Origin of the sequence: Streptomyces sp. NPDC046862 (assembly GCF_040704615.1) — a bacterium.
Lineage (GTDB): Bacteria > Actinomycetota > Actinomycetes > Streptomycetales > Streptomycetaceae > Streptomyces.
Genome location: NZ_JBEYXP010000038.1, coordinates 1 through 20,898, shown reverse-complemented (window position 1 = coordinate 20,898; position 20,898 = coordinate 1). Strand labels below are relative to the sequence as shown.

General features: G+C 69.4%; 17 protein-coding genes. 14 read left to right on the top strand and 3 right to left on the bottom strand.

Features of this window, described 5'->3' with window-relative positions:
* The first annotated feature begins 9 nt into the window (after positions 1–9).
* The 9 genes from AB0959_RS34195 (at position 10) to AB0959_RS34155 (ending at position 11,727) form a co-directional block, all read left to right on the top strand.
* Entirely contained in the window at positions 10–2,010 is a 2,001-nt protein-coding gene (locus tag AB0959_RS34195) for an acetyl/propionyl/methylcrotonyl-CoA carboxylase subunit alpha (RefSeq protein WP_366830600.1), read from the top strand.
* Positions 2,007–2,948: a hydroxymethylglutaryl-CoA lyase gene (locus AB0959_RS34190; protein WP_366830599.1), complete on the top strand. Its 942-nt coding sequence runs from the start codon at positions 2,007–2,009 to the stop codon at positions 2,946–2,948. Before AB0959_RS34195 ends, AB0959_RS34190 begins: the two co-directional genes overlap by 4 nt.
* A 6-nt stretch (positions 2,949–2,954) precedes the next feature.
* On the top strand, positions 2,955–4,115 hold the full coding sequence (locus AB0959_RS34185) for an acyl-CoA dehydrogenase family protein (protein WP_366830598.1): 1,161 nt from the start codon (positions 2,955–2,957) through the stop codon (positions 4,113–4,115).
* 380 nt (positions 4,116–4,495) lie between these two features.
* Positions 4,496–5,545 carry an ABC transporter substrate-binding protein gene (locus tag AB0959_RS34180; protein WP_366830597.1) on the top strand — a complete coding sequence of 350 codons (1,050 nt, stop codon included), beginning with the start codon at positions 4,496–4,498 and terminating at the stop codon, positions 5,543–5,545.
* Between the two features lie 115 nt (positions 5,546–5,660).
* Positions 5,661–6,518 carry a siderophore-interacting protein gene (locus tag AB0959_RS34175; protein ID WP_366830596.1) on the top strand — a complete coding sequence of 286 codons (858 nt, stop codon included), beginning with the start codon at positions 5,661–5,663 and terminating at the stop codon, positions 6,516–6,518.
* A 161-nt stretch (positions 6,519–6,679) separates the two neighbouring features.
* A complete protein-coding gene (desA, locus tag AB0959_RS34170; RefSeq protein ID WP_366830595.1) occupies positions 6,680–8,122 on the top strand; it encodes a lysine decarboxylase DesA in 1,443 nt (480 codons plus the stop codon).
* The gene (locus tag AB0959_RS34165; RefSeq protein ID WP_366830594.1) at positions 8,106–9,398 is read left to right on the top strand and encodes a lysine N(6)-hydroxylase/L-ornithine N(5)-oxygenase family protein; all 1,293 of its coding nucleotides are present in this window, start codon (positions 8,106–8,108) and stop codon (positions 9,396–9,398) included. The genes desA and AB0959_RS34165 overlap by 17 nt, the downstream gene beginning before the upstream one ends.
* On the top strand, positions 9,395–9,961 hold the full coding sequence (locus AB0959_RS34160; RefSeq protein WP_366830593.1) for a GNAT family N-acetyltransferase: 567 nt from the start codon (positions 9,395–9,397) through the stop codon (positions 9,959–9,961). The genes AB0959_RS34165 and AB0959_RS34160 overlap by 4 nt, the downstream gene beginning before the upstream one ends.
* Positions 9,958–11,727 (top strand): IucA/IucC family siderophore biosynthesis protein, encoded by a 1,770-nt coding sequence (locus AB0959_RS34155; protein WP_366830592.1) that lies wholly within the window; start codon positions 9,958–9,960, stop codon positions 11,725–11,727. The genes AB0959_RS34160 and AB0959_RS34155 overlap by 4 nt, the downstream gene beginning before the upstream one ends.
* Before the next feature lie 87 nt (positions 11,728–11,814).
* Here the strand turns inward: AB0959_RS34155 and AB0959_RS34150 are convergent, their stop codons facing one another.
* A complete protein-coding gene (locus AB0959_RS34150; RefSeq protein WP_366830591.1) occupies positions 11,815–13,404 on the bottom strand; it encodes a beta-N-acetylhexosaminidase in 1,590 nt (529 codons plus the stop codon).
* 82 nt (positions 13,405–13,486) lie between these two features.
* Here AB0959_RS34150 and AB0959_RS34145 point away from each other — a divergent pair, with 82 nt between their 5' ends.
* Entirely contained in the window at positions 13,487–14,377 is an 891-nt protein-coding gene (locus AB0959_RS34145) for a DUF4429 domain-containing protein (RefSeq protein WP_366830590.1), read from the top strand.
* Between the two features lie 97 nt (positions 14,378–14,474).
* Here the strand turns inward: AB0959_RS34145 and AB0959_RS34140 are convergent, their stop codons facing one another.
* Positions 14,475–16,037, bottom strand: coding sequence for a metallophosphoesterase family protein (locus AB0959_RS34140; RefSeq protein WP_366830589.1), 1,563 nt, complete (start codon positions 16,035–16,037; stop codon positions 14,475–14,477).
* A gap of 186 nt (positions 16,038–16,223) precedes the next feature.
* Here AB0959_RS34140 and AB0959_RS34135 point away from each other — a divergent pair, with 186 nt between their 5' ends.
* Together AB0959_RS34135 and glmS are read left to right on the top strand one after the other, a co-directional pair.
* Positions 16,224–16,481: a hypothetical protein gene (locus AB0959_RS34135; RefSeq protein ID WP_366830588.1), complete on the top strand. Its 258-nt coding sequence runs from the start codon at positions 16,224–16,226 to the stop codon at positions 16,479–16,481.
* Positions 16,482–16,566: 85 nt separating this feature from the next.
* A complete protein-coding gene (glmS, locus tag AB0959_RS34130) occupies positions 16,567–18,384 on the top strand; it encodes a glutamine--fructose-6-phosphate transaminase (isomerizing) (protein WP_366830587.1) in 1,818 nt (605 codons plus the stop codon).
* Between the two features lie 329 nt (positions 18,385–18,713).
* Here glmS and AB0959_RS34125 read toward each other — a convergent pair whose 3' ends face one another.
* Complete coding sequence (locus tag AB0959_RS34125) at positions 18,714–19,244, bottom strand: universal stress protein (protein WP_152774430.1); 531 nt, start codon at positions 19,242–19,244, stop codon at positions 18,714–18,716.
* A 455-nt stretch (positions 19,245–19,699) separates the two neighbouring features.
* On the opposite strand from AB0959_RS34125, the gene AB0959_RS34120 reads away from it, so the two are divergent.
* Positions 19,700–19,969, top strand: a complete 270-nt coding sequence (locus tag AB0959_RS34120) for a hypothetical protein (protein ID WP_366830676.1) — start codon at positions 19,700–19,702, stop codon at positions 19,967–19,969.
* Between the two features lie 378 nt (positions 19,970–20,347).
* The coding region (locus AB0959_RS34115) for an AraC family transcriptional regulator (RefSeq protein ID WP_366830586.1) at positions 20,348–20,898 on the top strand (551 nt) is incomplete at its 3' end.

Sequence of the window (20,898 nt, the reverse complement as noted above, 5' to 3'; positions counted from 1 at the left end):
CTGACGACGATGTTCGACACAGTGCTTGTGGCCAACCGGGGCGAGATCGCCGTCCGCGTCATCCGGACGCTGCGGTCGATGGGCGTGCGCTCGGTGGCCGTCTTCTCCGACGCCGACGCGGACGCCCGGCACGTCCGGGAGGCCGACACGGCGGTACGGATCGGCCCGGCGCCCGCGGCCAAGAGCTATCTCTCCGTCGAGCGGCTCCTGGAGGCCGCGGCCCGCACGGGCGCCCAGGCGGTCCACCCCGGGTACGGCTTCCTCGCCGAGAACGCCGGCTTCGCGCGCGCGTGCGCCGAGGCGGGCCTGGTGTTCATCGGGCCCCCGGCGGACGCCATCGCGTTGATGGGCGACAAGATCCGCGCCAAGGAGACGGTGCGGGCGGCCGGAGTCCCGGTCGTCCCCGGCGGGCGTGATCCCGAACTGGCCGAGGCGGCCCGCGACCTGGGCGCGCCCGTGCTGCTCAAGCCCTCGGCGGGCGGTGGTGGCAAGGGCATGCGGCTGGTACGGGACCTGACCGCGCTGGAGGACGAGATCGCCGCCGCCCGCCGTGAGGCCCGCGCCTCCTTCGGCGACGACACGCTCCTCGTCGAGCGGTGGGTGGACCGGCCACGGCACATCGAGATCCAGGTCCTGGCCGACGGCCACGGGAACGTGGTGCACCTGGGCGAGCGCGAGTGCTCCCTGCAGCGCCGGCACCAGAAGATCATCGAGGAGGCGCCCAGCGTGCTCCTCGACGAGGAGACCCGGGCCGCGATGGGCGAGGCCGCCGTGCAGGCCGCGCGCTCGTGCGGATACCGGGGCGCGGGCACGGTGGAGTTCATCGTGCCCGGGGGCGATCCGTCCTCGTACTACTTCATGGAGATGAACACGCGCCTCCAGGTCGAGCACCCGGTGACCGAGCTGGTGACCGGCCTGGACCTGGTGGAGTGGCAGCTGCGGGTGGCGGCCGGTGAGAAGCTCGCCTTCGGCCAGGAGAACATCGCCCTCACCGGGCACGCGATCGAGGCCCGTGTCTGCGCCGAGGACCCGTCCCGCGGGTTCCTGCCGTCGGGCGGCACGGTGCTGATGCTGCGGGAGCCGTCCGGCTCCGGCGTGCGCACCGACTCCGGACTCAGCGAGGGCACCGAGGTCGGGAGCCTGTACGACCCGATGCTGTCCAAGGTGATCGCGTACGGGCCCGACCGGGACACGGCGATCCGCAAGCTGCGGGCCGCGCTCGCGGAGACGGTGACGCTGGGCGTACAGACCAACGCGGGGTTCCTGCGGCGGCTGCTGGCCCACCCGGCGGTCGTGGCGGGCGAGTTGGACACGGGTCTGGTGGAGCGGGATGTCGAGGATCTCGTCGCGGCGGAGGTGCCGACCGAGGTGTACGCGGCTGCGGCACTGCTGCGGCAGGCCGCCCTCAGGCCTCGGTCCGACCAGTGGGTCGATCCGTTCTCGGTGCCGGGCGGATGGCGACTCGGCGGCGAATCCGCCTGGACGGTCCACCACATGCAGGTGCCCGGGTACGAGCCGGTGACCGTCCGCGTGCGCAGCACGAGGGACGGCGGGGCCGAACTCCTGCTCGATGGTGACGAGCCGCTCCGGCTGGGGCCCGGGGGCCTGCCAACGGGCACGGCGCGGGACGGCCGGTTCACCTTCTCACTCGGCGGCGTCACCCACACTTTCTCCGCGCTGCCGGCAGGCACATGGCTGGGCCGCGACGGCGACGCGTGGCACGTACGGGACCACGACCCGGTGGCCGCCTCGCTGACCGGAGCCGGGGCGAGCGGCGTCGACTCCCTCACCGCCCCCATGCCCGGCACGGTGACGGTCGTGAAGGTGGCCGTCGGCGACGCGGTGACCGCGGGGCAGAGCCTGCTGGTCGTCGAGGCGATGAAGATGGAGCACGTCATCTCCGCCCCACACGCCGGCACGGTCACCGAACTGGACGTCGCGCCGGGCACGACGGTCGCCATGGACCAGGTGCTGGCCGTGATCGAGCCCCACGAGGAGGTGACGGAATGATCGCCGAGCAACTCCCCATGGCCGTACCGGCCGCGGGTCTGCCCGCCCGCGTCCGCATCCACGAGGTGGGCGCGCGGGACGGCCTGCAGAACGAGAAGTCCACGGTCCCGACGGAGATCAAGGCGGAGTTCGTCCGCCGCCTCGCCGACGCGGGCCTGACGACCATCGAGGCGACCAGCTTCGTCCACCCCAGGTGGGTGCCCCAACTGGCGGACGCGGAGGAGCTGTTCCCGCTGGTGAGCGACCTTCCGGTGGCGCTCCCGGTCCTCGTCCCGAACGAACGCGGCCTGGACCGCGCCCTCGCCCTGGGCGCGCGCCGCGTGGCCGTCTTCGCCAGCGCCACGGAGTCGTTCGCGAAGGCCAACCTGAACCGCACGGTGGACGAGGCGCTGGCCATGTTCGAGCCGGTGGTGGCGCGGGCGAAGGCCGCGGACGTCCATGTGCGCGGCTATCTGTCGATGTGCTTCGGCGATCCGTGGGAGGGCCCGGTCCCGATCCCCCAGGTCGTACGCGTGTGCAAGGCACTCGTCGACATGGGCTGCGACGAACTGAGCCTGGGCGACACGATCGGGGTGGCGACCCCGGGCCACGTCCAGGCGCTGCTCACCGCTCTCACCGAAGCCCGCGTCCCCGTGACCGCCCTCGGCGTTCACTTCCACGACACGTACGGCCAGGCGCTCGCCAACACCCTCGCCGCCCTCCAGCACGGCGTGACCACCGTCGACGCCTCGGCGGGCGGCCTGGGCGGCTGCCCGTACGCCAAGTCCGCCACCGGAAACCTCGCCACCGAAGACCTCGTGTGGATGCTCCGGGGCCTCGGCATCGACACCGGGGTCGACCTCGGCCGTCTCACCGCCACCAGCGTGTGGATGGCCGGCCACCTGGGCCGACCCAGCCCGTCCCGCACCGTACGAGCCCTCTCCCACAAGGAGCAGTGACCCGCGATGGACCACCGACTCTCACCCGAACTGGAAGAACTCCGCCGTACGGTCGAGGAGTTCGCGCATGACGTAGTGGCCCCCAAGATCGGCGACTTCTACGAGCGCCACGAGTTCCCGTACGAGATCGTGCGCGAGATGGGCCGCATGGGGCTGTTCGGGCTGCCGTTCCCTGAGGAGTACGGCGGCATGGGCGGCGACTACCTGGCGCTGGGCATCGCGCTGGAGGAACTGGCGCGGGTGGACTCGTCGGTGGCGATCACGCTGGAAGCGGGCGTGTCCCTGGGCGCCATGCCGATCCACCTCTTCGGCACGGAGGATCAGAAACAGCGGTGGCTCCCCCGCCTGTGCTCGGGCGAGGTCCTGGGCGCCTTCGGCCTCACGGAACCGGACGGCGGCAGCGACGCGGGCGCCACTCGCACGACAGCCCGCCTGGACGAGTCGACGAACGAGTGGGTGATCAACGGCACGAAGTGCTTCATCACCAACTCGGGCACGGACATCACGGGCCTGGTGACGGTGACGGCGGTGACGGGCCGCACGCCGGACGGCAAGCCCCTGATCTCCTCGATCATCGTCCCGTCGGGCACACCGGGCTTCACGGTCGCGGCACCGTACTCGAAGGTCGGCTGGAACGCCTCGGACACCCGCGAGCTGTCCTTCGCGGACGTACGCGTCCCGGCGGAGAACCTGATCGGCGAACTCGGCCGGGGCTACGCCCAGTTCCTGCGCATCCTCGACGAGGGCCGCATCGCGATCTCGGCGCTGGCGACGGGGCTGGCGCAGGGCTGCGTGGACGAGTCGGTGAAGTACGCGAAGGAACGGCACGCCTTCGGCCGTCCGATCGGCGCCAACCAGGCCATCCAGTTCAAGATCGCCGACATGGAGATGAAGGCCCACACGGCCCGCCTCGCCTGGCGCGACGCCGCCTCCCGCCTCGTCGCGGGCGAGCCCTTCAAGAAGGAGGCGGCCCTGGCCAAGCTCTACTCGTCGACGGTCGCCGTGGACAACGCCCGCGACGCCACCCAGATCCACGGCGGCTACGGCTTCATGAACGAGTACCCGGTCGCCCGCATGTGGCGCGACTCCAAGATCCTGGAGATCGGCGAGGGCACGAGCGAGGTGCAGCGCATGCTGATCGCGAGGGAGCTGGGGCTGGCGGGCTGATCCCGCCTTTCCGGGAATCGCCCGCCCGCCCTCCGAAAACCGACCCCCGCCGTCCGGGAAATGGCCAGGACCGGTCATGACAGGAGGCATGGCGGCCTGCTCCAACATCTGTCGAGAGCAGAGGAGTTGGGGCTCGCCGCCCCCTCGGCCACGAGCCGGACGGGCCTTCATATTCGCAAGACAAGTGACTGTCCGGGCGCCTGATGGGTAGCCACCCATCAGTGCACGCCTTCGATACACAGGCGCTTCACAGAAACGGGCACACGCCGTTACCGGTGTCCCAGCACTCGGAACGACCCTCTGGACATGTGGTCAGGTTAGGCTAACCTACCTTCGAACTTGTCCACGGGCGGTCCAGCCCTGTTCGAAAGCAGCCACACATGTCCAACGCCCGTGCCACCCACCTGACTCGCCGCGGCATCCTCGCCGCCGGAGGTGCCCTCGGTCTCGGTGCCGTGCTCGCCGCCTGCGGAGACGAGGACGCCAAGAGCAGTGGTTCGAGCGAGGAGACGGCCGCGGCGAAGTCCGGTCCCTGGTCGTTCAAGGACGACCGCGGCGACACGGCGAAGGCGGACAAGATCCCCACGAACATCGTCGCGTTCATCGGTGTCGCCGCCGCGCTCCACGACTACGGGATCGAGGTCAAGGGCGTCTTCGGCCCGACGAAGACCAAGGACGGCAAGGCCGACGTCCAGGCCGGGGACCTCGACATCAGCAAGGTGACCATCCTCGGCAACGAGTGGGGCCAGTTCAACATCGAGAAGTACGCGGCCCTCGCACCCGACGCGCTCCTCACCACGATGTTCGACGACGCGGGCACCCTCTGGTACGTGCCCGAGGAGTCCAGGAAGAAGATCCTCGCCGTCGGCGCCCCGAGCGTCGCCATCTCCGTGTACGACCGCCAGCTGACCGAGCCGCTGCAGCGCATGCTGGAGCTCGCCGAGTCCCTCGGCGCCGACGTGAAGGCCGAGAAGGTCACCTCCGCCAAGAAGCGCTTCGAGGACGCCGCCGCCCGGCTGCGCGCCGCCGCCAAGGCCAAGCCCGACATCAAGGTGCTGGCCGGTTCGGCCGCCCAGGACATCTTTTACGTCTCCGGCTCGAACCTCTCCATCGACCTTGAGTACTTCAAGGCCCTCGGCGTGAACTTCGTCGAGCCCCCCGCCTCGGCCCTGAAGGCGAGCGGCGGCTGGTTCGAGAACCTGAGCTGGGAGAACGTCGACAAGTACGGCGCCGACATCATCATGATGGACAACCGGTCCTCGGCGATCCAGCCCGCGGACATCACCGAGGCCACGTGGAAGAAGTTGCCGGCGGTGAAGGCGGGGCAGGTCATCGCGCGTGACCCGGAGCCGATTCTTTCTTATGACAAGTGCGTGCCGCTGCTCGAGAACCTTGCCGAAGCGATCGAGAAGGCGAAGAAGGTTTCCTGACCGCCGGTGGGGAGCTGCGGGTTCGTTGTGGCTTGTCGCGCAGTTCCCCGCGCCCCTAAATGCTCGGGCGCGCCCTTACACGTATACGCGCCCTGACCTTCCATCAGGAGCACATGTGACCACCGCTGTAGCCGCCCCCTTCCGTTTCTTCTCCCTCCACGTCGTGCGGACGCGGCGGCTCGGGACCTCTCTCGTCCGGGTCACGTTCGCCGGTGACGATCTGCGGGAGTTCCACTCCGACGGCAGGGACCAGTCCCTGTCGCTGTTCCTGCCGCATCCGGGGCAGCCCGAGCCCGTCGTGCCGATCGAGCTGGGCGACGGATGGTGGCAGGGCTGGCGTGAACTGCCGGACGACGTACGGGCGGTGATGCGCTCCTACACGCTCCGCGCACTGCGCCGGGACATCCACGGGAACACCGTCGAGGTGGACATCGACTTCGTGCTGCACGGCGTGGAGCCGGGCGCCGCCATGCCCGCGGGGCCCGCCTCTCAGTGGGCGTCCCTTACGGAGCCCGGTGACCGGGTGCTGCTGCTCGGTCCGGCGATCGCCGACAACCGGGCGATCCGTTTCCGTCCGCCCGAGGGCGCCGACCTGGTGGTGGTCTGGGGCGACGAGACGGCTCTCCCCGCCGCCTCCGCGATCCTGGAGTCGCTGCCCGCGGGCACCCGCGCCCGGGTCTGGCTGGAGGTCCACCACGCCGGGGACATCCAGGACCTGCGGACCGAGGCCGACGCCGAGATCACCTGGCTCGTGCGCTCCGAGGGGTCCCCCACGGCCCTGGACGCGATCCGCGACGCCCAACTCCCGTCCGCCGAGCGGCCGTACGCCTGGATCGCGGGCGAGTCCGGCCGCGTGAAGGAACTGCGCCGTCATCTCGTGCGCGAACGCGGGATCGACAAGAGGTGCGTGACCTTTGTCGGTTACTGGCGTGAGGGGCTGACGGAGGAGCAGTTGCGCGAGCGAGGAGAGTGACGGCAGTCACGGGTGGGGCCGGGTTTCGGTCGCGTTAATTAGGTTAGGCTTACCTAAGTAGCCTCTAAGGCGCGCACGCACCCCACCGCTCGCTCCACTCCCCACCTTCTCCCCTCACCCCCCGTCCGCACGGACTGTCCCCGCTCGGAGGAACGCCCACCATGCGCTCGCACCTGCTCAATGACACGACCGCGGAGCGGTACCGCCGCTCCGTGACCGAAGGAATCGAGCGGGTGGCGGCCAAACTCGCCACCACCGACCGTCCGTTCACGGGCGTCAGCGTCGACGCCCTCGCCCCCCGCATCGAGCAGATCGACCTCGACCGGCCGCTGCACGACACCACAGCGGTGCTGGACGAGCTGGAGGAGGTCTACCTCCGCGACGCGATCTACTTCCACCACCCGCGCTACCTCGCCCACCTCAACTGCCCGGTCGTCATCCCGGCCGTGCTCGGCGAGGCCGTCCTGTCCGCCGTCAACTCCTCGCTGGACACCTGGGACCAGTCGGCCGGCGGCACCCTCATCGAGCGCAAGCTCATCGACTGGACCACCGAGCGCATCGGCCTCGGCCCGGCCGCCGACGGTGTGTTCACGTCCGGGGGCACCCAGTCCAACCTCCAGGCGTTGCTGCTGGCCCGTGAGGAGGCCAAGGCCGACTCGTTCGCCAAACTGCGCGTCTTCGCCTCCGAGGTCAGCCACTTCAGCGTCAAGAAGTCGGCCAAGCTCCTCGGCCTGGGCGCCGATTCCGTCGTCTCCATCCCCGTCGACCACGACAAGCGCATGCAGACCGTCGCCCTCGCGCACGAGCTGGAGCGCTGCAAGCGGGACGGTCTGATCCCCATGGCCGTCGTCGCCACCGCCGGCACCACCGACTTCGGCTCCATCGACCCGCTGCCCGAGATCGCCGAGCTGTGCGCGCAGTTCGGGACGTGGATGCACGTCGACGCGGCGTACGGCTGCGGGCTGCTCGCCTCGCTCAGGCGCCGCGCGCTGCTGGACGGCATCGAGCGCGCCGACTCCGTCACCGTCGACTACCACAAGTCCTTCTTCCAGCCGGTGAGTTCGTCGGCCGTGCTGGTCCGGGACGCGGCGACGCTGCGCCACGCCACCTACCACGCGGAGTACCTCAACCCCCGCCGCATGGTGACCGAGCGCATCCCCAACCAGGTCGACAAGTCCCTGCAGACCACCCGCCGCTTCGACGCCCTCAAACTGTGGATGACGCTGCGCGTGATGGGCGCCGACGGCATCGGCCGGCTCTTCGACGAGGTCTGCGACCTGGCGGAGGAGGGCTGGAGGCTGCTCGCCGCCGACCCGCGCTACGACGTCGTGGTCGAGCCGAGCCTGTCCACCCTCGTCTTCCGCTACATACCCGAGGCCGTCACCGACCCGGCCGAGATCGACCGGGCCAACCTGTACGCCCGCAAGGCCCTGTTCGCCTCCGGTGACGCGGTCGTCGCGGGCACCAAGGTCGGCGGGCGCCACTACCTGAAGTTCACCCTGCTCAACCCCGAGACCACGGCCGACGACATCGCCGCCGTCCTCGACCTGATCGCCGGCCACGCCGAGCAGTACCTGGGAGAGTCCCTTGACCGCGCTTCCTGAACCCACGAACACCACCCATGACTTCGTGGGCGTCGGGCTCGGGCCCTTCAACCTCGGCCTGGCCTGCCTCACCGAGCCCATCGCCGAACTCGACGGCGTGTTCCTGGAGTCGAAGCCTCACTTCGAGTGGCACTCGGGCATGTTCCTCGACGGCGCCCACCTCCAGACCCCGTTCATGTCGGACCTGGTGACCCTGGCCGACCCGACGTCCCCGTACTCCTTCCTCAACTACCTCAAGGAGTCCGGGCGTCTGTACTCGTTCTACATCCGCGAGAACTTCTACCCCCTGCGGGTCGAGTACGACGACTACTGCCGCTGGGCCGCGACCAAACTGAGCAACGTCCGCTTCTCCACGACGGTCACCGAGGTGACGTACGACGACGAGGCCGAGCTGTACGTCGTACGCACCGAGGCCGGCGACACCTACAGAGCCCGCCACCTCGTCCTCGGCACCGGCACCGTGCCGTACATTCCCGAGGCCTGCCACGGCCTGGACGGCGACTTCTTCCACAACGCGCACTACATGCACCGCAAGGCTGAGCTGCAGGCGAAGGAGTCCATCACCATCGTCGGCAGCGGCCAGAGCGCCGCGGAGATCTACCACGAGCTCCTCGCCGAGATCGACGTCCACGACTACCAGCTCAACTGGGTGACGCGCTCCCCGCGCTTCTTCCCTCTCGAATACACCAAGCTGACGCTGGAGATGACGTCCCCGGACTACATCGACTACTTCCGCGCGCTGCCCGAGGAGACCCGCTACCGGCTGGAGAAGCAGCAGAAGGGCCTGTTCAAGGGCATCAACTCGGAGCTGATCGACTCGATCTTCGACCTGCTGTACCAGAAGAACGTCACCGGCGGCGGACGCCCGGTCCCCACCCGCCTCCTCACCAACTCCTCGCTCAACACCGCGCGTTACGAGGACGGGCTCTACACCCTCGGCTTCCACCAGGACGAGCAGGACAAGGACTTCGAGATCCGGACCGAGGGCCTCGTCCTCGCCACCGGCTACCACTACCGGCCGCCGGCCTTCCTCGAACCGGTCCGCGACCGCCTCCGCTTCGACGGCCACGGCCGCTTCGACGTGGGCCGCAACTACGCCATCGACACCACGGGCCGCGGGGTCTTCCTGCAGAACGCGGGCGTGCACACGCACAGCATCACGTCCCCGGACCTGGGCATGGGCGCGTACCGGAACTCGTCCATCATCCGCGAGCTGCTCGGCACCGAGTACTACCCCGTCGAGAAGACCATCGCGTTCCAGGAGTTCGCCGTATGAGCACCACCTCCACGGTCGGCACGTTCACGATCCGGCCCCTGGACCCCCTCCAGGACGCCGAACTGCTGCACGGCTGGGTCACCCACCCCAAGGCCGCGTTCTGGATGATGCAGGACGCGAGACTGCAGGACGTCGAGCGCGAGTACATGGGCATCGCGGCCAGCGAGCACCACCACGCCTACCTGGGGTTCCACGACGAGGAGCCCGCGTTCCTGATGGAGAAGTACGACCCGCGGTACATCGAGCTGGTCGGACTGTACGAACCCGAGCCCGGTGACGTCGGCATGCACTTCCTGGTCGCCCCCACCGACCGGCCGGTCCACGGCTTCACCCGGGCCGTCATCACCGCGGTGATGGAGGAGCTGTTCGCCGACCCGCGCACCCGGCGGGTGGTGGTGGAGCCGGACGTGACCAACAAGGCGGTGCACGCGCTGAACGAAGCGGTCGGCTTCGTGCCCGTACGTGAGATCGACAAGCCGGAGAAGCGCGCGCTGCTGAGCTTCTGCACGCGCGAGCGCTTCTTCAACAGGCACAGCCTGGCCGCCCGAGGAGTAGCCGTATGACCCTGTCCGATGCCGTGGCGCACCTGTCCCCCCACCGCTGGGCGACGGCCAACCGTCTCCTCGTCCGCAAGGCACTCGCGGAGTTCGCCCACGAGCGGATCCTCACGCCGGAGAAGGACGGGGACCAGTACGTCGTCCGCAGCGACGACGGACTCACCCGGTACACCTTCACGGCGCGGGTCCGCGCCCTCGACCACTGGCAGGTGGACGCCGAGTCGATCACCCGCCACCGTGACGGCCGCGAACTCCCGCTCGCCGCCCTGGACTTCTTCATCGAGCTGAAGAAGACCCTCGGCCTGAGCGACGAGATCCTGCCCGTCTACCTGGAGGAGATCTCCTCCACCCTCTCCGGGACCTGCTACAAGCTCACCAAGCCGCAGATCCCCGTCGCCGAGCTGGTCGGCTCCGGCTTCCAGGCCATCGAGACCGGCATGACCGAGGGCCACCCCTGCTTCGTCGCCAACAACGGCCGGCTCGGCTTCGGCGTCCACGAGTACCTCTCGTACGCCCCCGAGACCGCCAGCCCCGTACGGCTGGTCTGGCTGGCCGCGCACCGCTCGCGGGCGGCGTTCACGGCGGGCGTGGGCATCGAGTACGAGGCCTTCCTGCGGGACGAGTTGGGCGAGGCGACAGTCGAGCGCTTCCATGAGGTCCTCACCGCCCAGGACCTCGACCCGGCCGACTACCTCTTCATCCCGGTCCACCCCTGGCAGTGGTGGAACAAGCTCACGGTCACCTTCGCCGCCGAGGTCGCGAGGAAGCACCTGGTCTGCCTCGGCGAGGGCGACGACGAGTACCTCGCCCAGCAGTCGATCCGGACGTTCTTCAACCGGTCGCAGCCCGAGAAGCACTACGTGAAGACGGCCCTGTCCGTCCTCAACATGGGCTTCATGCGCGGCCTTTCGGCCGCGTACATGGAGGCGACCCCGGCGATCAACGACTGGCTGGCCCAGCTCATCGAGGGCGACCCGGTGCTGAAGTCGACGGGCCTGTCGATCATCCGTGAGCGCGCGGCCGTGGGCTACCGGCACCTGGAGTACGAGGCCGCCACGGACCGCTACTCGCCGTACCGCAAGATGCTGGCCGCCCTGTGGCGCGAGAGCCCGGTGTCCTCCCTCCAGGAGGGCGAGTCGCTCGCGACGATGGCCTCACTCGTCCACGTGGACCACGAGGGCAGGGGCTTCGCGGCGGCGCTGATCGAGCGCTCGGGCCTCACCCCGGTCCAGTGGCTGCGGCACTACCTGCGGGCGTACTTCACGCCGCTGCTGCACAGCTTCTACGCGTACGACCTGGTCTTCATGCCGCACGGTGAGAACGTCATCCTCGTGCTGAAGGACGGCGTCGTGCAGCGCGCGATCTACAAGGACATCGCCGAGGAGATCGCGGTGATGGACCCGGAGGCGGTGCTGCCGCCGACGGTCGAGCGGCTGCGCGTGGAGGTCCCGGAGGACAAGAAGCTCCTGTCGATCTTCACGGACGTCTTCGACTGCTTCTTCCGCTTCCTCGCCGCGAACCTGGCGGACGAGGGCGTCCTGACGGAGGACGACTTCTGGCGCACGGTGGCCGACGTCGTCCGCGAGTACCAGGCGGCGACGCCCGAACTGGCCGACAAGTTCCGGCAGTACGACATGTTCGCCCCCGAGTTCGCCCTGTCCTGCCTCAACCGGCTCCAGCTGCGCAACAACGAGCAGATGGTCGACCTCGCCGACCCGGCGGGCGCCCTCCAGCTCGTCGGCAACCTGAAGAACCCGATCGCGGGGCTGTAGCGCCAACGGCAGCAGCCCCTCCCTGACAGACGGGCACCTCGGAGTACGGTCCTCCGAGGTGCCCGTCATCATGCTGACGTCACGAAGTCACTCGGCCGGCCAGGGAACCTGCGGCGACCGGTAGTACCCGATCCCCAGCGCGTCCCATCGCGGGGCCTGCGCCGCCAGCCGCACCTTGTACGCGTCCCAGTCGTGCGTGGACGCCGGCGACCAGCCGAGTTCGGCGGCGCCCGGGAGGCGCGGGAAGGCCATGTAGTCGATGTTCTCCGAGGTCACGATGGTCTCGGTCCACAGGGGTGCCTCGACGCCCTTGACGGCCGAACTCGGGGCTCCGGGAAGGTAGGTGGCCGGGTCCCAGTCGTAGGACCGCTTCACCTCCACCAGACCCGCCCAGTCCAGGCCCAGCGGGGTGTCCTTGGTGTACTTCATGTCGAGGTAGATCCGGTCGGCGGGCGACAGGATCAGCCCGGTGCCGTTCCGCGCGGCAGCCGCGACCTGCTCCTTCTCCGCCGCGCTCGTGCTGTCCAGGCCCCAGTACTGCGCGAGCGCGCCCTTCGCCGGGGTCGCGCCGGTCAGCTGGTGCCAGCCGATCACCGTCTTGCCGTACTTGGCGACGACCGGCTGCACCCGGTCCATGAACTTCACGTAGTCCTCGTGACTGGTGGAGTGCGCCTCGTCGCCGCCGATGTGGAGGTAGCGGCCGGGCGTGATCGCGGCCAGCTCGCGGATCACGTCGTCCACGAAGTCGTACGTGACGTCCTTGTTCACGCACAGCGAGCTGAAGCCGACGTCGGTGCCGGTGTAGAGCGGGGGCGCGACGCCGTCGCAGTTGAGGTCGGCGTAGGAGGCGAGGGCCGCGTTGGTGTGGCCGGGCATGTCGATCTCGGGGACGACCTCCAGGTAGCGGGAGGAGGCGTACCGGAGGATCTCCTTGTAGTCGGCCTTCGTGTAGTGGCCGCCGGGGCCGCCGCCGACCTGGGTGGAACCGCCGTACGTGGTGAGCCGGGGCCAGGAGTCGATCGCGATGCGCCAGCCCTGGTCGTCGGAGAGGTGCAGGTGCAGCTTGTTGACCTTGTAGAGCGCGAGTTGGTCGATGTAGCGCTTGACCTGGTCCACGCTGAAGAAGTGCCGGGAGACGTCCAGCATCGCGCCGCGCCAGCCGTAGCGCGGGGTGTCCTTGATGGTGCCGCCCGCGACCAGCCAGGGGCCGGACTGCACGGTGTTCTTCTCGACGGCCGCCGGGAGGAGCTGGCGCAGGGTCTGCACGCCGTGGAAGAGCCCGGCGGGCTTGCGGGCGGTGATCGTGACCCCGTGCCGGCCGCTGTCGAGGCGGTAGCCCTCGTCGCCGAGGGAGGCGTCCTTGGAGCCCAGCTTGAGGCGGATGCCCGGCCCTTGACGGTCCGTCACCGGTATCCGGTAGCCGGTCGAGGGCCGCAGGACGTCCGCGAGGTACGTGCCGATCCTGCGGGCCTCTCGCGAGTCGTCCACGTGGATGCGGGTGCTGTTCGTGATCCGGTACGGCTCGCCGCCCGCCGTCACGGACGCCGGGGCCGGGATCACGCGACCGAGCGGTGCGGGCGTCTGCCCGGCCGGTGCCGCCCCGACGGCGGTGACCCCGGTCGCCGTCACGAGCAGAAGCGATCCGAGAAGGCGAGTCGTCCTGCGGTGGTGTCTCACCTGAGTTCCCTTCCGTCAGCCCACCTGTCACCCAAATGGTATGGACCAACCTCCCCGCGCGGACGGTGGAACAATCCATTTCATGGCGGAAATCATCCAGCGCGACGGCACCTGGGCCTTCTACGGCGACACCTTGAGGCTGACACCCGGGCGCGACAAGAACGTGAGCCTCCTGCGCAAGACTCTGGGTGAACTGACCGTCCCACTGGCCGCGTTGGCGGGAATCTCGCTGGAACAGGGCAAGAAGTCCGGACGGCTGCGCCTGAGGCTGCGCGACGGTTCGGATCCCCTCCTGCAGGCGACCGGGGGCCGGCTCACCGACTCCCACGACCCGTACCAGCTCACCGTCGAGTCGGACCGCTACGGCGTCGCGGAGTACTTCGTGGACGAGGTCCGCAGCGCCCTGCTCCTGGACCAGGTCCCGACGAACGCCGTCGAGGACTATCTGCTGCCCGGCCCGGCGGTCCCGCTGTCCGTGTCGGCCGGGGACGGCACCGCGAACTTCGACGGCGAGCAGGTGCGCCTGGAGTGGAACTGGAAGACGGAGGACGCGAAGGCCGCGGCGGGCTCCCGCACGCTCGCGCTGGCCGACATCCGGTCCGTGGAGTGGCACCCGGCGGTGGGCCTGGAGAACGGCTTCCTCCGCTTCACCGTGAACAACGCGCCCACCAAGGCCCCGCCCAAGTACGACCCCAACTCGGTGGAGCTGTGGGGCTTCAAGAAGGACCCGCTGATGGCGCTGGTCGCGGCGGCCGTGCAGGCGCGGCTCCCGCACCCGTCGGCCCCGCCCGAGGACGAGCCGCCGAGGCAGCTCACAGCGTCGTCCCCCGAGCCGGAGATCCCTGCCGCCCGCGAGGACGACCACGACGCCCTGCTGCGCCGGCTGCGCGAACTCGGCGAGCTGCACAGCTCCGGCGTCCTCACGGACGAGGAGTTCACGATGGCCAAACAGGCGGTCCTCAAGCGGATGTGACACATCTGGCGGATGTGTCACATCCCGAGGACCGCCTGCCGGGGGTTGCCGGGTGCGCGCCCCGCCTTCCGGGCGCGCGAACGGTGTCGCGGCGCCCTTACTTGGCCCTGCGCGCCACCGTGAAGTGGTCGATCCGGTCACCGGTCTCGGCGATGCCCTGGACCTTCAGGGTGGTGTAGCGGCCCCTCGGCGCGGGGGTGACGTCCACGCGCAGGAACGAGTAGTTCAGGTAGCGCACGCGCGACCATTCGACCGTCTCGTTCTGCTTGCCGTCCTTGAGGTTGATGAACGAGGCCACGGAGTCCACCTCGTGCTCGTGACCCTCGTAGGAGTCCGGCGCGGTGAACGCGTACAGGCTGCGGCCCGCCGCGCCCGCGGTCACGTAGACGACGCCCTCGGTCTCGGGGTACGCCGTTCCGCCGATCGGCAGCTTCTTGGCGACCTCGTTGCCCTTGATGACGTCCGTGCGCTCGTACTGGTGGTTGTGGCCGTTGATGACGAGGTCGACGGTGTACTTCTCGAACAGCGGCACCCACTCCTGGCGCACACCCCCCTCCGAGGCGTGCGCGGTGGAGGTGCAGTAGGCGCAGTGGTGGAAGAACACGACGATGAAGTCGACGTCCTTGGAGGCCCGGTACTTCTTCAGCTGCGCCTCGAACCACGTGGTCTGGGTGCCGCCGGAGATGCCGAGGTTGGCGGGGATCTCGAAGGAGACGTCGTTGGGGTCCAGTGAGATGACCGCCGTGTTGCCGTAGACGAAGGAGTAGACGCCCGGCAGGTGCGCCTTGTCCGGGCCGTTGTCGGGGAGGGTGAAGCGCGCCTCCTCGCCGCCGTACCCGTTGGGCGAGTACCAGGCCTCCATGTCGTGGTTGCCGTAACTGACCATCCACGGGACGGACTTGGCGACCGACTCGGTCTGGGCGAGGAACTGGTCCCACACGCGGGAGTCGAAGCCGGTGTCGGCGGTCTTGCCCGCGCCGGACGGGTCGGCGTACGCGATGTCGCCGGCGTGCAGGTGGAAGCTCGGGTTCTGGCCGAGAATCAGGCTGTCGTTGGCGAGGCCGTGGTAGCTGACGCCCTGGTCGCCGAAGGCGGTGAAGGTGAACGGCGTCTTGTGGGCGGGGGCGGTGGTGAAGGTGCCGAGGGTGCCGAGGAGGTGCGGCTCGGCCGGGTCGAAGCCGGCGTGGCCGACGCCGTAGTAGTACGTCTTCCCGGGGCGCAGGTGGGTGAGCTTGGCGTGCAGGTAGTACTGCGTGCGGTCGCCGCTCGCGCCGACACCGGCCGGCGTGTAGAGGGTGCGGACCTCGGCTTCGATCTTGCGGGAGAGGTCCCAGGGCTGGGCGCCGACGCGGATGAAGGGCTTCTTCACCGCGACGGGGACCTGCCACGAGACGGTGATCTCGGTGCTCGGGTCGTTGCCGAAGGCGAGGTGGCGGCCGAAGGGGGCGACGAGCGAACCGTCGACGGTCTCGGTGCTCGCCACGGTCTGGGTGGGCACGGCGGCCTGGGCGGTGGCACCCGGCACGAACGCGCCACCCGCGACGGCGCCCAGCGTGACGGCGCCGCCTCTGATCATCGTGCGCCGGGAGAATCTGGCGCGCAGGTATTCGTGCTGCTCGGCCATGCTCATGCGCTCGGCGAGCCGCTCGGGTACTCCCATGCGAGGAATGTCCATGAGGCCTGAAAATCGTCCCCTCAGGCAACGGATCGCGGGACGTGGGATGGACGCCGCACGAACAGGCACTCATGAGAGATTCAATGTTCACCCAAGGAATTTCAACAGGCGCTTGCCCGGAATCGGGCAGGATTCTTGCGAAACGGTCGCCGGTACCCCAGGATCTACCGGGTGCACGACGAACTTGTTGATCATCTGACGCGGTCCTCGCCCCTCAGCCGGGGCGAGGCGCTGCGCGTGATCCAGGACGTGCTGGCGTACTTCGACGAGACGATCGAGGACTACGTCCGTCGCCGCCACCGGGAGCTCCAGGCCCAGGGCCTGGTGAACTCGGCGATCTTCGAACGGATCGAGGCGGATCTGAAGTACCGCGCGGTGGCACCGCCCGAGCTCACGCTCAGACAACTGCGCCGCATCGTCTACGGCTGAGGTCGCCGGGTCGCCGGTCGTCGGGACGACCGACCGGCCACCATCGGCCGACCGACCACAAACGGGGAGAAAAGGGGAGAACTGTATGTGCGGAATCGTCGGATACATCGGCAGGCGCGATGTGGCCCCGCTGCTGCTGGAAGGCCTGCAGCGGCTGGAGTACCGCGGCTACGACTCGGCGGGCATCGTCGTGACGTCGCCGAAGACGGCGGGCCTGAAGATGGTCAAGGCCAAGGGCCGGGTCCGTGACCTGGAGGCCAAGGTCCCCGCGCGCTTCAAGGGCACCACCGGTATCGCCCACACCCGCTGGGCCACCCACGGCGCCCCGTCCGACACCAACGCGCACCCGCACATGTCGGCCGACAACAAGGTCGCCGTCGTGCACAACGGCATCATCGACAACGCCTCCGACCTGCGCCGCAAGCTGGAGGCCGACGGCGTCGAGTTCCTCTCCGAGACCGACACCGAGGTCCTCACCCATCTGATCGCCCGCTCCCAGGCCGAGAAGCTGGAGGAGAAGGTCCGCCAGGCGCTCAGGATCATCGAGGGCACGTACGGCATCGCGGTCATGCACGCCGACTTCCCGGACCGGATCGTGGTGGCCCGCAACGGTTCCCCGGTCGTTCTCGGCATCGGCGAGAAGGAGATGTTCGTCGCCTCGGACATCGCCGCGCTGGTCGCCCACACGCGGCAGATAGTGACCCTCGACGACGGCGAGATGGCCACGCTGAAGGCCGACGACTTCCGCACGTACACGACGGAGGGCACCCGCACCACCGCGGAGCCCACCACCGTGGAGTGGGAGGCCGCGTCGTACGACATGGGCGGCCACGACACGTACATGCACAAGGAGATCCACGAGCAGGCCGACGCCGTGGACCGTGTGCTGCGCGGCCGCATCGACGACCGGTTCTCGACCGTGCACCTGGGCGGCCTGAACCTGGACGCCCGCGCGGCCCGCAAGATCCGCCGTGTGAAGATCCTCGGCTGCGGCACCTCGTACCACGCGGGCATGATCGGCGCCCAGATGATCGAGGAGCTGGCCCGTATCCCCGCCGACGCCGAGCCGGCGTCCGAGTTCCGCTACCGCAACGCGGTCGTCGACCCCGACACGCTGTACGTGGCGGTCTCCCAGTCCGGCGAGACCTACGACGTCCTGGCGGCGGTCCAGGAGCTGAAGCGCAAGGGTGCGCGGGTCCTCGGCGTGGTGAACGTCGTCGGCTCCGCGATCGCCCGCGAGGCCGACGGCGGCATCTACGTCCACGCGGGCCCCGAGGTCTGCGTCGTGTCCACCAAGTGCTTCACCAACACCACGGTGGCCTTCGCGCTGCTGGCCCTGCACCTCGGCCGCACCCGCGACCTCTCGGTCCGCGACGGCAAGCGGATCATCGAGGGCCTGCGCAAGCTGCCCGCCCAGATCTCCGAGATGCTGGAGCAGGAGGAGGAGATCAAGAAGCTGGCCCAGGAGTACGCCGAGGCCCGCTCGATGCTCTTCATCGGCCGCGTCCGGGGCTACCCGGTGGCCCGCGAGGCCTCGCTGAAGCTCAAGGAGGTCTCGTACATCCACGCCGAGGCCTACCCCGCCTCCGAGCTCAAGCACGGCCCGCTGGCGCTCATCGAGCCCGCCCTGCCGACGGTCGCGATCGTCCCCGACGACGACCTGCTGGAGAAGAACCGCGCGGCCCTGGAGGAGATCAAGGCCCGCAGCGGCCGGATCCTCGCGGTGGCCCACCAGGACCAGGAGAAGGCCGACCAGACGATCGTCGTCCCGAAGAACGAGGACGAACTCGACCCGATCCTCATGGGCATCCCGCTCCAACTCCTCGCCTACCACACGGCCCTGACCCTGGGCCGCGACATCGACAAGCCGAGGAACCTGGCGAAGTCGGTGACGGTGGAGTAGGTCTTTTAGGGGCGCGGGGAACTGCGCGACCAGCCCCCACGCACCCGCACAGGCAACAAAAACAGGACGGGCCCCCACGTATGCCACCCACACGTGAGGGTCCGTCCCTGTCGCCGGGGAGCCGCCCAACCCCCCAGCCCGCGCAGCGAGCCGGTGGCCGTCACACCCCGACCGGCAGCACGCCTGGAGCAGTAGCGACCGGTATATGCCCTTCACAAGGGCACAAACACCTCTACGCGCCAGTAGATTTACCTGCAGCCGAAAGAGAGTTGACCGCCCCGCGAGCACATCTCCCCTGGGGCAACAGCGAGTTACGGAATGACAGCGAGTTACGGAATGACGATGACCGGCCGCTGCGCACGCTTCGCGAGCCGGCCCGCGACCGAGCCGAAGATGCGCCCCACGATCCCGTGGGTGGAGCCGACGACGATCGCGTCCGCCTCGTACTCCCGCCCCACCTCTTCGAGTTCGTGGCAGATGTCGCCGCCGCGCTCGACGAGGATCCAGGGGACCTCGGCCAGGTACTCCGCGCAGGCGAGTTCGAGGCCGAGGACCTCGGTGCGGTGGTCGGGGACGTCGACGAAGACCGGTGGCTCACAGCCGGCCCACACGGTGGTGGGCAGCCGGTTGGCGACGTGCACGATGATCAGGCCCGAGCCGGAGCGGTGGGCCATGCCGATCGCGTAGGCGAGGGCGCGCTCGCTGGACGTCGAGCCGTCGAAGCCGACGACGACGCCGTGCTTGAAGGCGGGATCGCAGGTGGGGCGTGCTTCTTCCGCCGCCAGGGGGTCGGCGGCCGTCGGATCGGCTACCGGCCGCCTCTTGCGGTCCGCGGGTTCGAAGAATTCGTGACCGGCCATGGGTGTCTCGGCGTTCGGGTCCTCGTGGGTGTGGGACGACAGTGTGCTGCGGAGCTGTGTCCGGGAATCATCTTCCCAACCCCATACCCCCAAGGGTACGGCGGCACGCCTCCTTATCCCAGGCCCCGCACCGGCTGCGCGGGGTTCCAGGGAGCATGCACGAGCGGACGCCCGTAACGCAATGGTTGCTGCCCCGTACAGGCGGTTCGCACAGGGTTCACCCAGGCGTCCGCCACAGGGTTTACCCAGAGTACGGGCCACTCCGGCCCCGGATCCATATCCCGGCGGTGAAGGATCCGCGTTCCGGCAGTGACCGAGCGGTCGAACACGCGTTGAACCCGGGTAAGTCATCCCCACAGGAGCACGCAGTGCCCGGACACCAGACGGCCTCCCGGTCCACCCCCGGATCCCCGCGCCCCACCGAGCGCCCCGCCACCGACACGGCGGGCGACCTCATCCGCTGGGCGGCCTTCAGTTGTGTCCTCGTACCCGTGGTCCTCGTCGCGTACGGCACCTCGCTCGGCGGGGCGGCCGGCACGGCCCTGGGACTGGCGGCCGTGACCGGAGTCTGCCGGGTCCTGCTGCGCCAGTCGGAGCGGGGCGCGGCGCGCACGCCGGTCCGCGAGGGAGCGCCACGACGAGGCCGGCGCGCCCGGGTCGGCCGGGTCGGCTCGGGGGCGCGCAGGGGCGGTCGGCACTCGGGGCGGAACACGCCGGTCGACTGACCGGTTTCCGCGCACGCCCCCGCATCTTTTCAGCCAACTTCTGGTTCCTGTGCATCTGTTGCTCGAACACCCCTGGACCCCCCGTTCGACCTGCGCTGAAAGGGGCTCGTGGGGCGCGCGCACCCTACGTGGATTGGCCACTGCGACGAGGCGCACTTCCCTGTAGGGCCCACGAGTGCAACGCTTCGTGATCGAATGCTTCACGCCAAGTTGCCAAGTCGACAATGTGCCGGTTGCCGAACCGGCCACGCCGGCAGCACGGGACGCAGTAGATTCGATCTTGACTGTCTTACGGCGGGGGACTCGTGCAGGACCAAGGGGAAACGTGCAGGAGCGACACAACCGAGGAGCCGCGACCACTGAGGGGGGCTTAGCAGTATGAGCCACGACTCCGCTGCCGCGCCGGAAGCCGCGGCCCGGAAACTTTCCGGGCGACGCCGCAAGGAGATCGTTGCGGTGCTGCTGTTCAGCGGCGGCCCCATCTTCGAGAGTTCCATACCACTTTCGGTGTTCGGGATCGACCGCCAGGACGCCGGAGTGCCGCGCTACCGGCTGCTGGTGAGCGCCGGGGAAGAAGGTCCACTGCGGACCACGGGGGGCCTGGAACTGACCGCGCCGAACGGGCTGGAGGCGATCTCACGGGCGGGCACCGTGGTCGTCCCGGCCTGGCGTTCGATCACCTCGCCGCCGCCCGAGGAGGCGCTCGACGCGCTGCGCCGGGCGCACGAGGAGGGCGCCCGTATCGTCGGGCTGTGCACCGGCGCCTTCGTGCTGGCCGCCGCCGGGCTGCTGGACGGCCGGCCGGCCACCACCCACTGGATGTACGCGCCGACGCTGGCCAAGCGCTACCCGTCGGTGCACGTCGACCCGCGCGAGCTGTTCGTGGACGACGGGGACGTCCTCACCAGCGCGGGCACGGCCGCGGGCAT

Excerpts from the sequence above, each read along its gene's own strand:
- AB0959_RS34195 (WP_366830600.1), top strand. The coding sequence starts at position 10 with ATGTTCGACACAGTGCTTGTGGCCAACCGGGGCGAGATCGCCGTCCGC.
- AB0959_RS34190 (WP_366830599.1), top strand. The coding sequence starts at position 2,007 with ATGATCGCCGAGCAACTCCCCATGGCCGTACCGGCCGCGGGTCTGCCC.
- AB0959_RS34185 (WP_366830598.1), top strand. The coding sequence starts at position 2,955 with ATGGACCACCGACTCTCACCCGAACTGGAAGAACTCCGCCGTACGGTC.
- AB0959_RS34180 (WP_366830597.1), top strand. The coding sequence starts at position 4,496 with ATGTCCAACGCCCGTGCCACCCACCTGACTCGCCGCGGCATCCTCGCC.
- desA (WP_366830595.1), top strand. The coding sequence starts at position 6,680 with ATGCGCTCGCACCTGCTCAATGACACGACCGCGGAGCGGTACCGCCGC.
- AB0959_RS34160 (WP_366830593.1), top strand. The coding sequence starts at position 9,395 with ATGAGCACCACCTCCACGGTCGGCACGTTCACGATCCGGCCCCTGGAC.
- AB0959_RS34155 (WP_366830592.1), top strand. The coding sequence starts at position 9,958 with ATGACCCTGTCCGATGCCGTGGCGCACCTGTCCCCCCACCGCTGGGCG.
- AB0959_RS34145 (WP_366830590.1), top strand. The coding sequence starts at position 13,487 with ATGGCGGAAATCATCCAGCGCGACGGCACCTGGGCCTTCTACGGCGAC.
- AB0959_RS34140 (WP_366830589.1), bottom strand. The coding sequence starts at position 16,037 with ATGGGAGTACCCGAGCGGCTCGCCGAGCGCATGAGCATGGCCGAGCAG.
- glmS (WP_366830587.1), top strand. The coding sequence starts at position 16,567 with ATGTGCGGAATCGTCGGATACATCGGCAGGCGCGATGTGGCCCCGCTG.
- AB0959_RS34125 (WP_152774430.1), bottom strand. The coding sequence starts at position 19,244 with ATGGCCGGTCACGAATTCTTCGAACCCGCGGACCGCAAGAGGCGGCCG.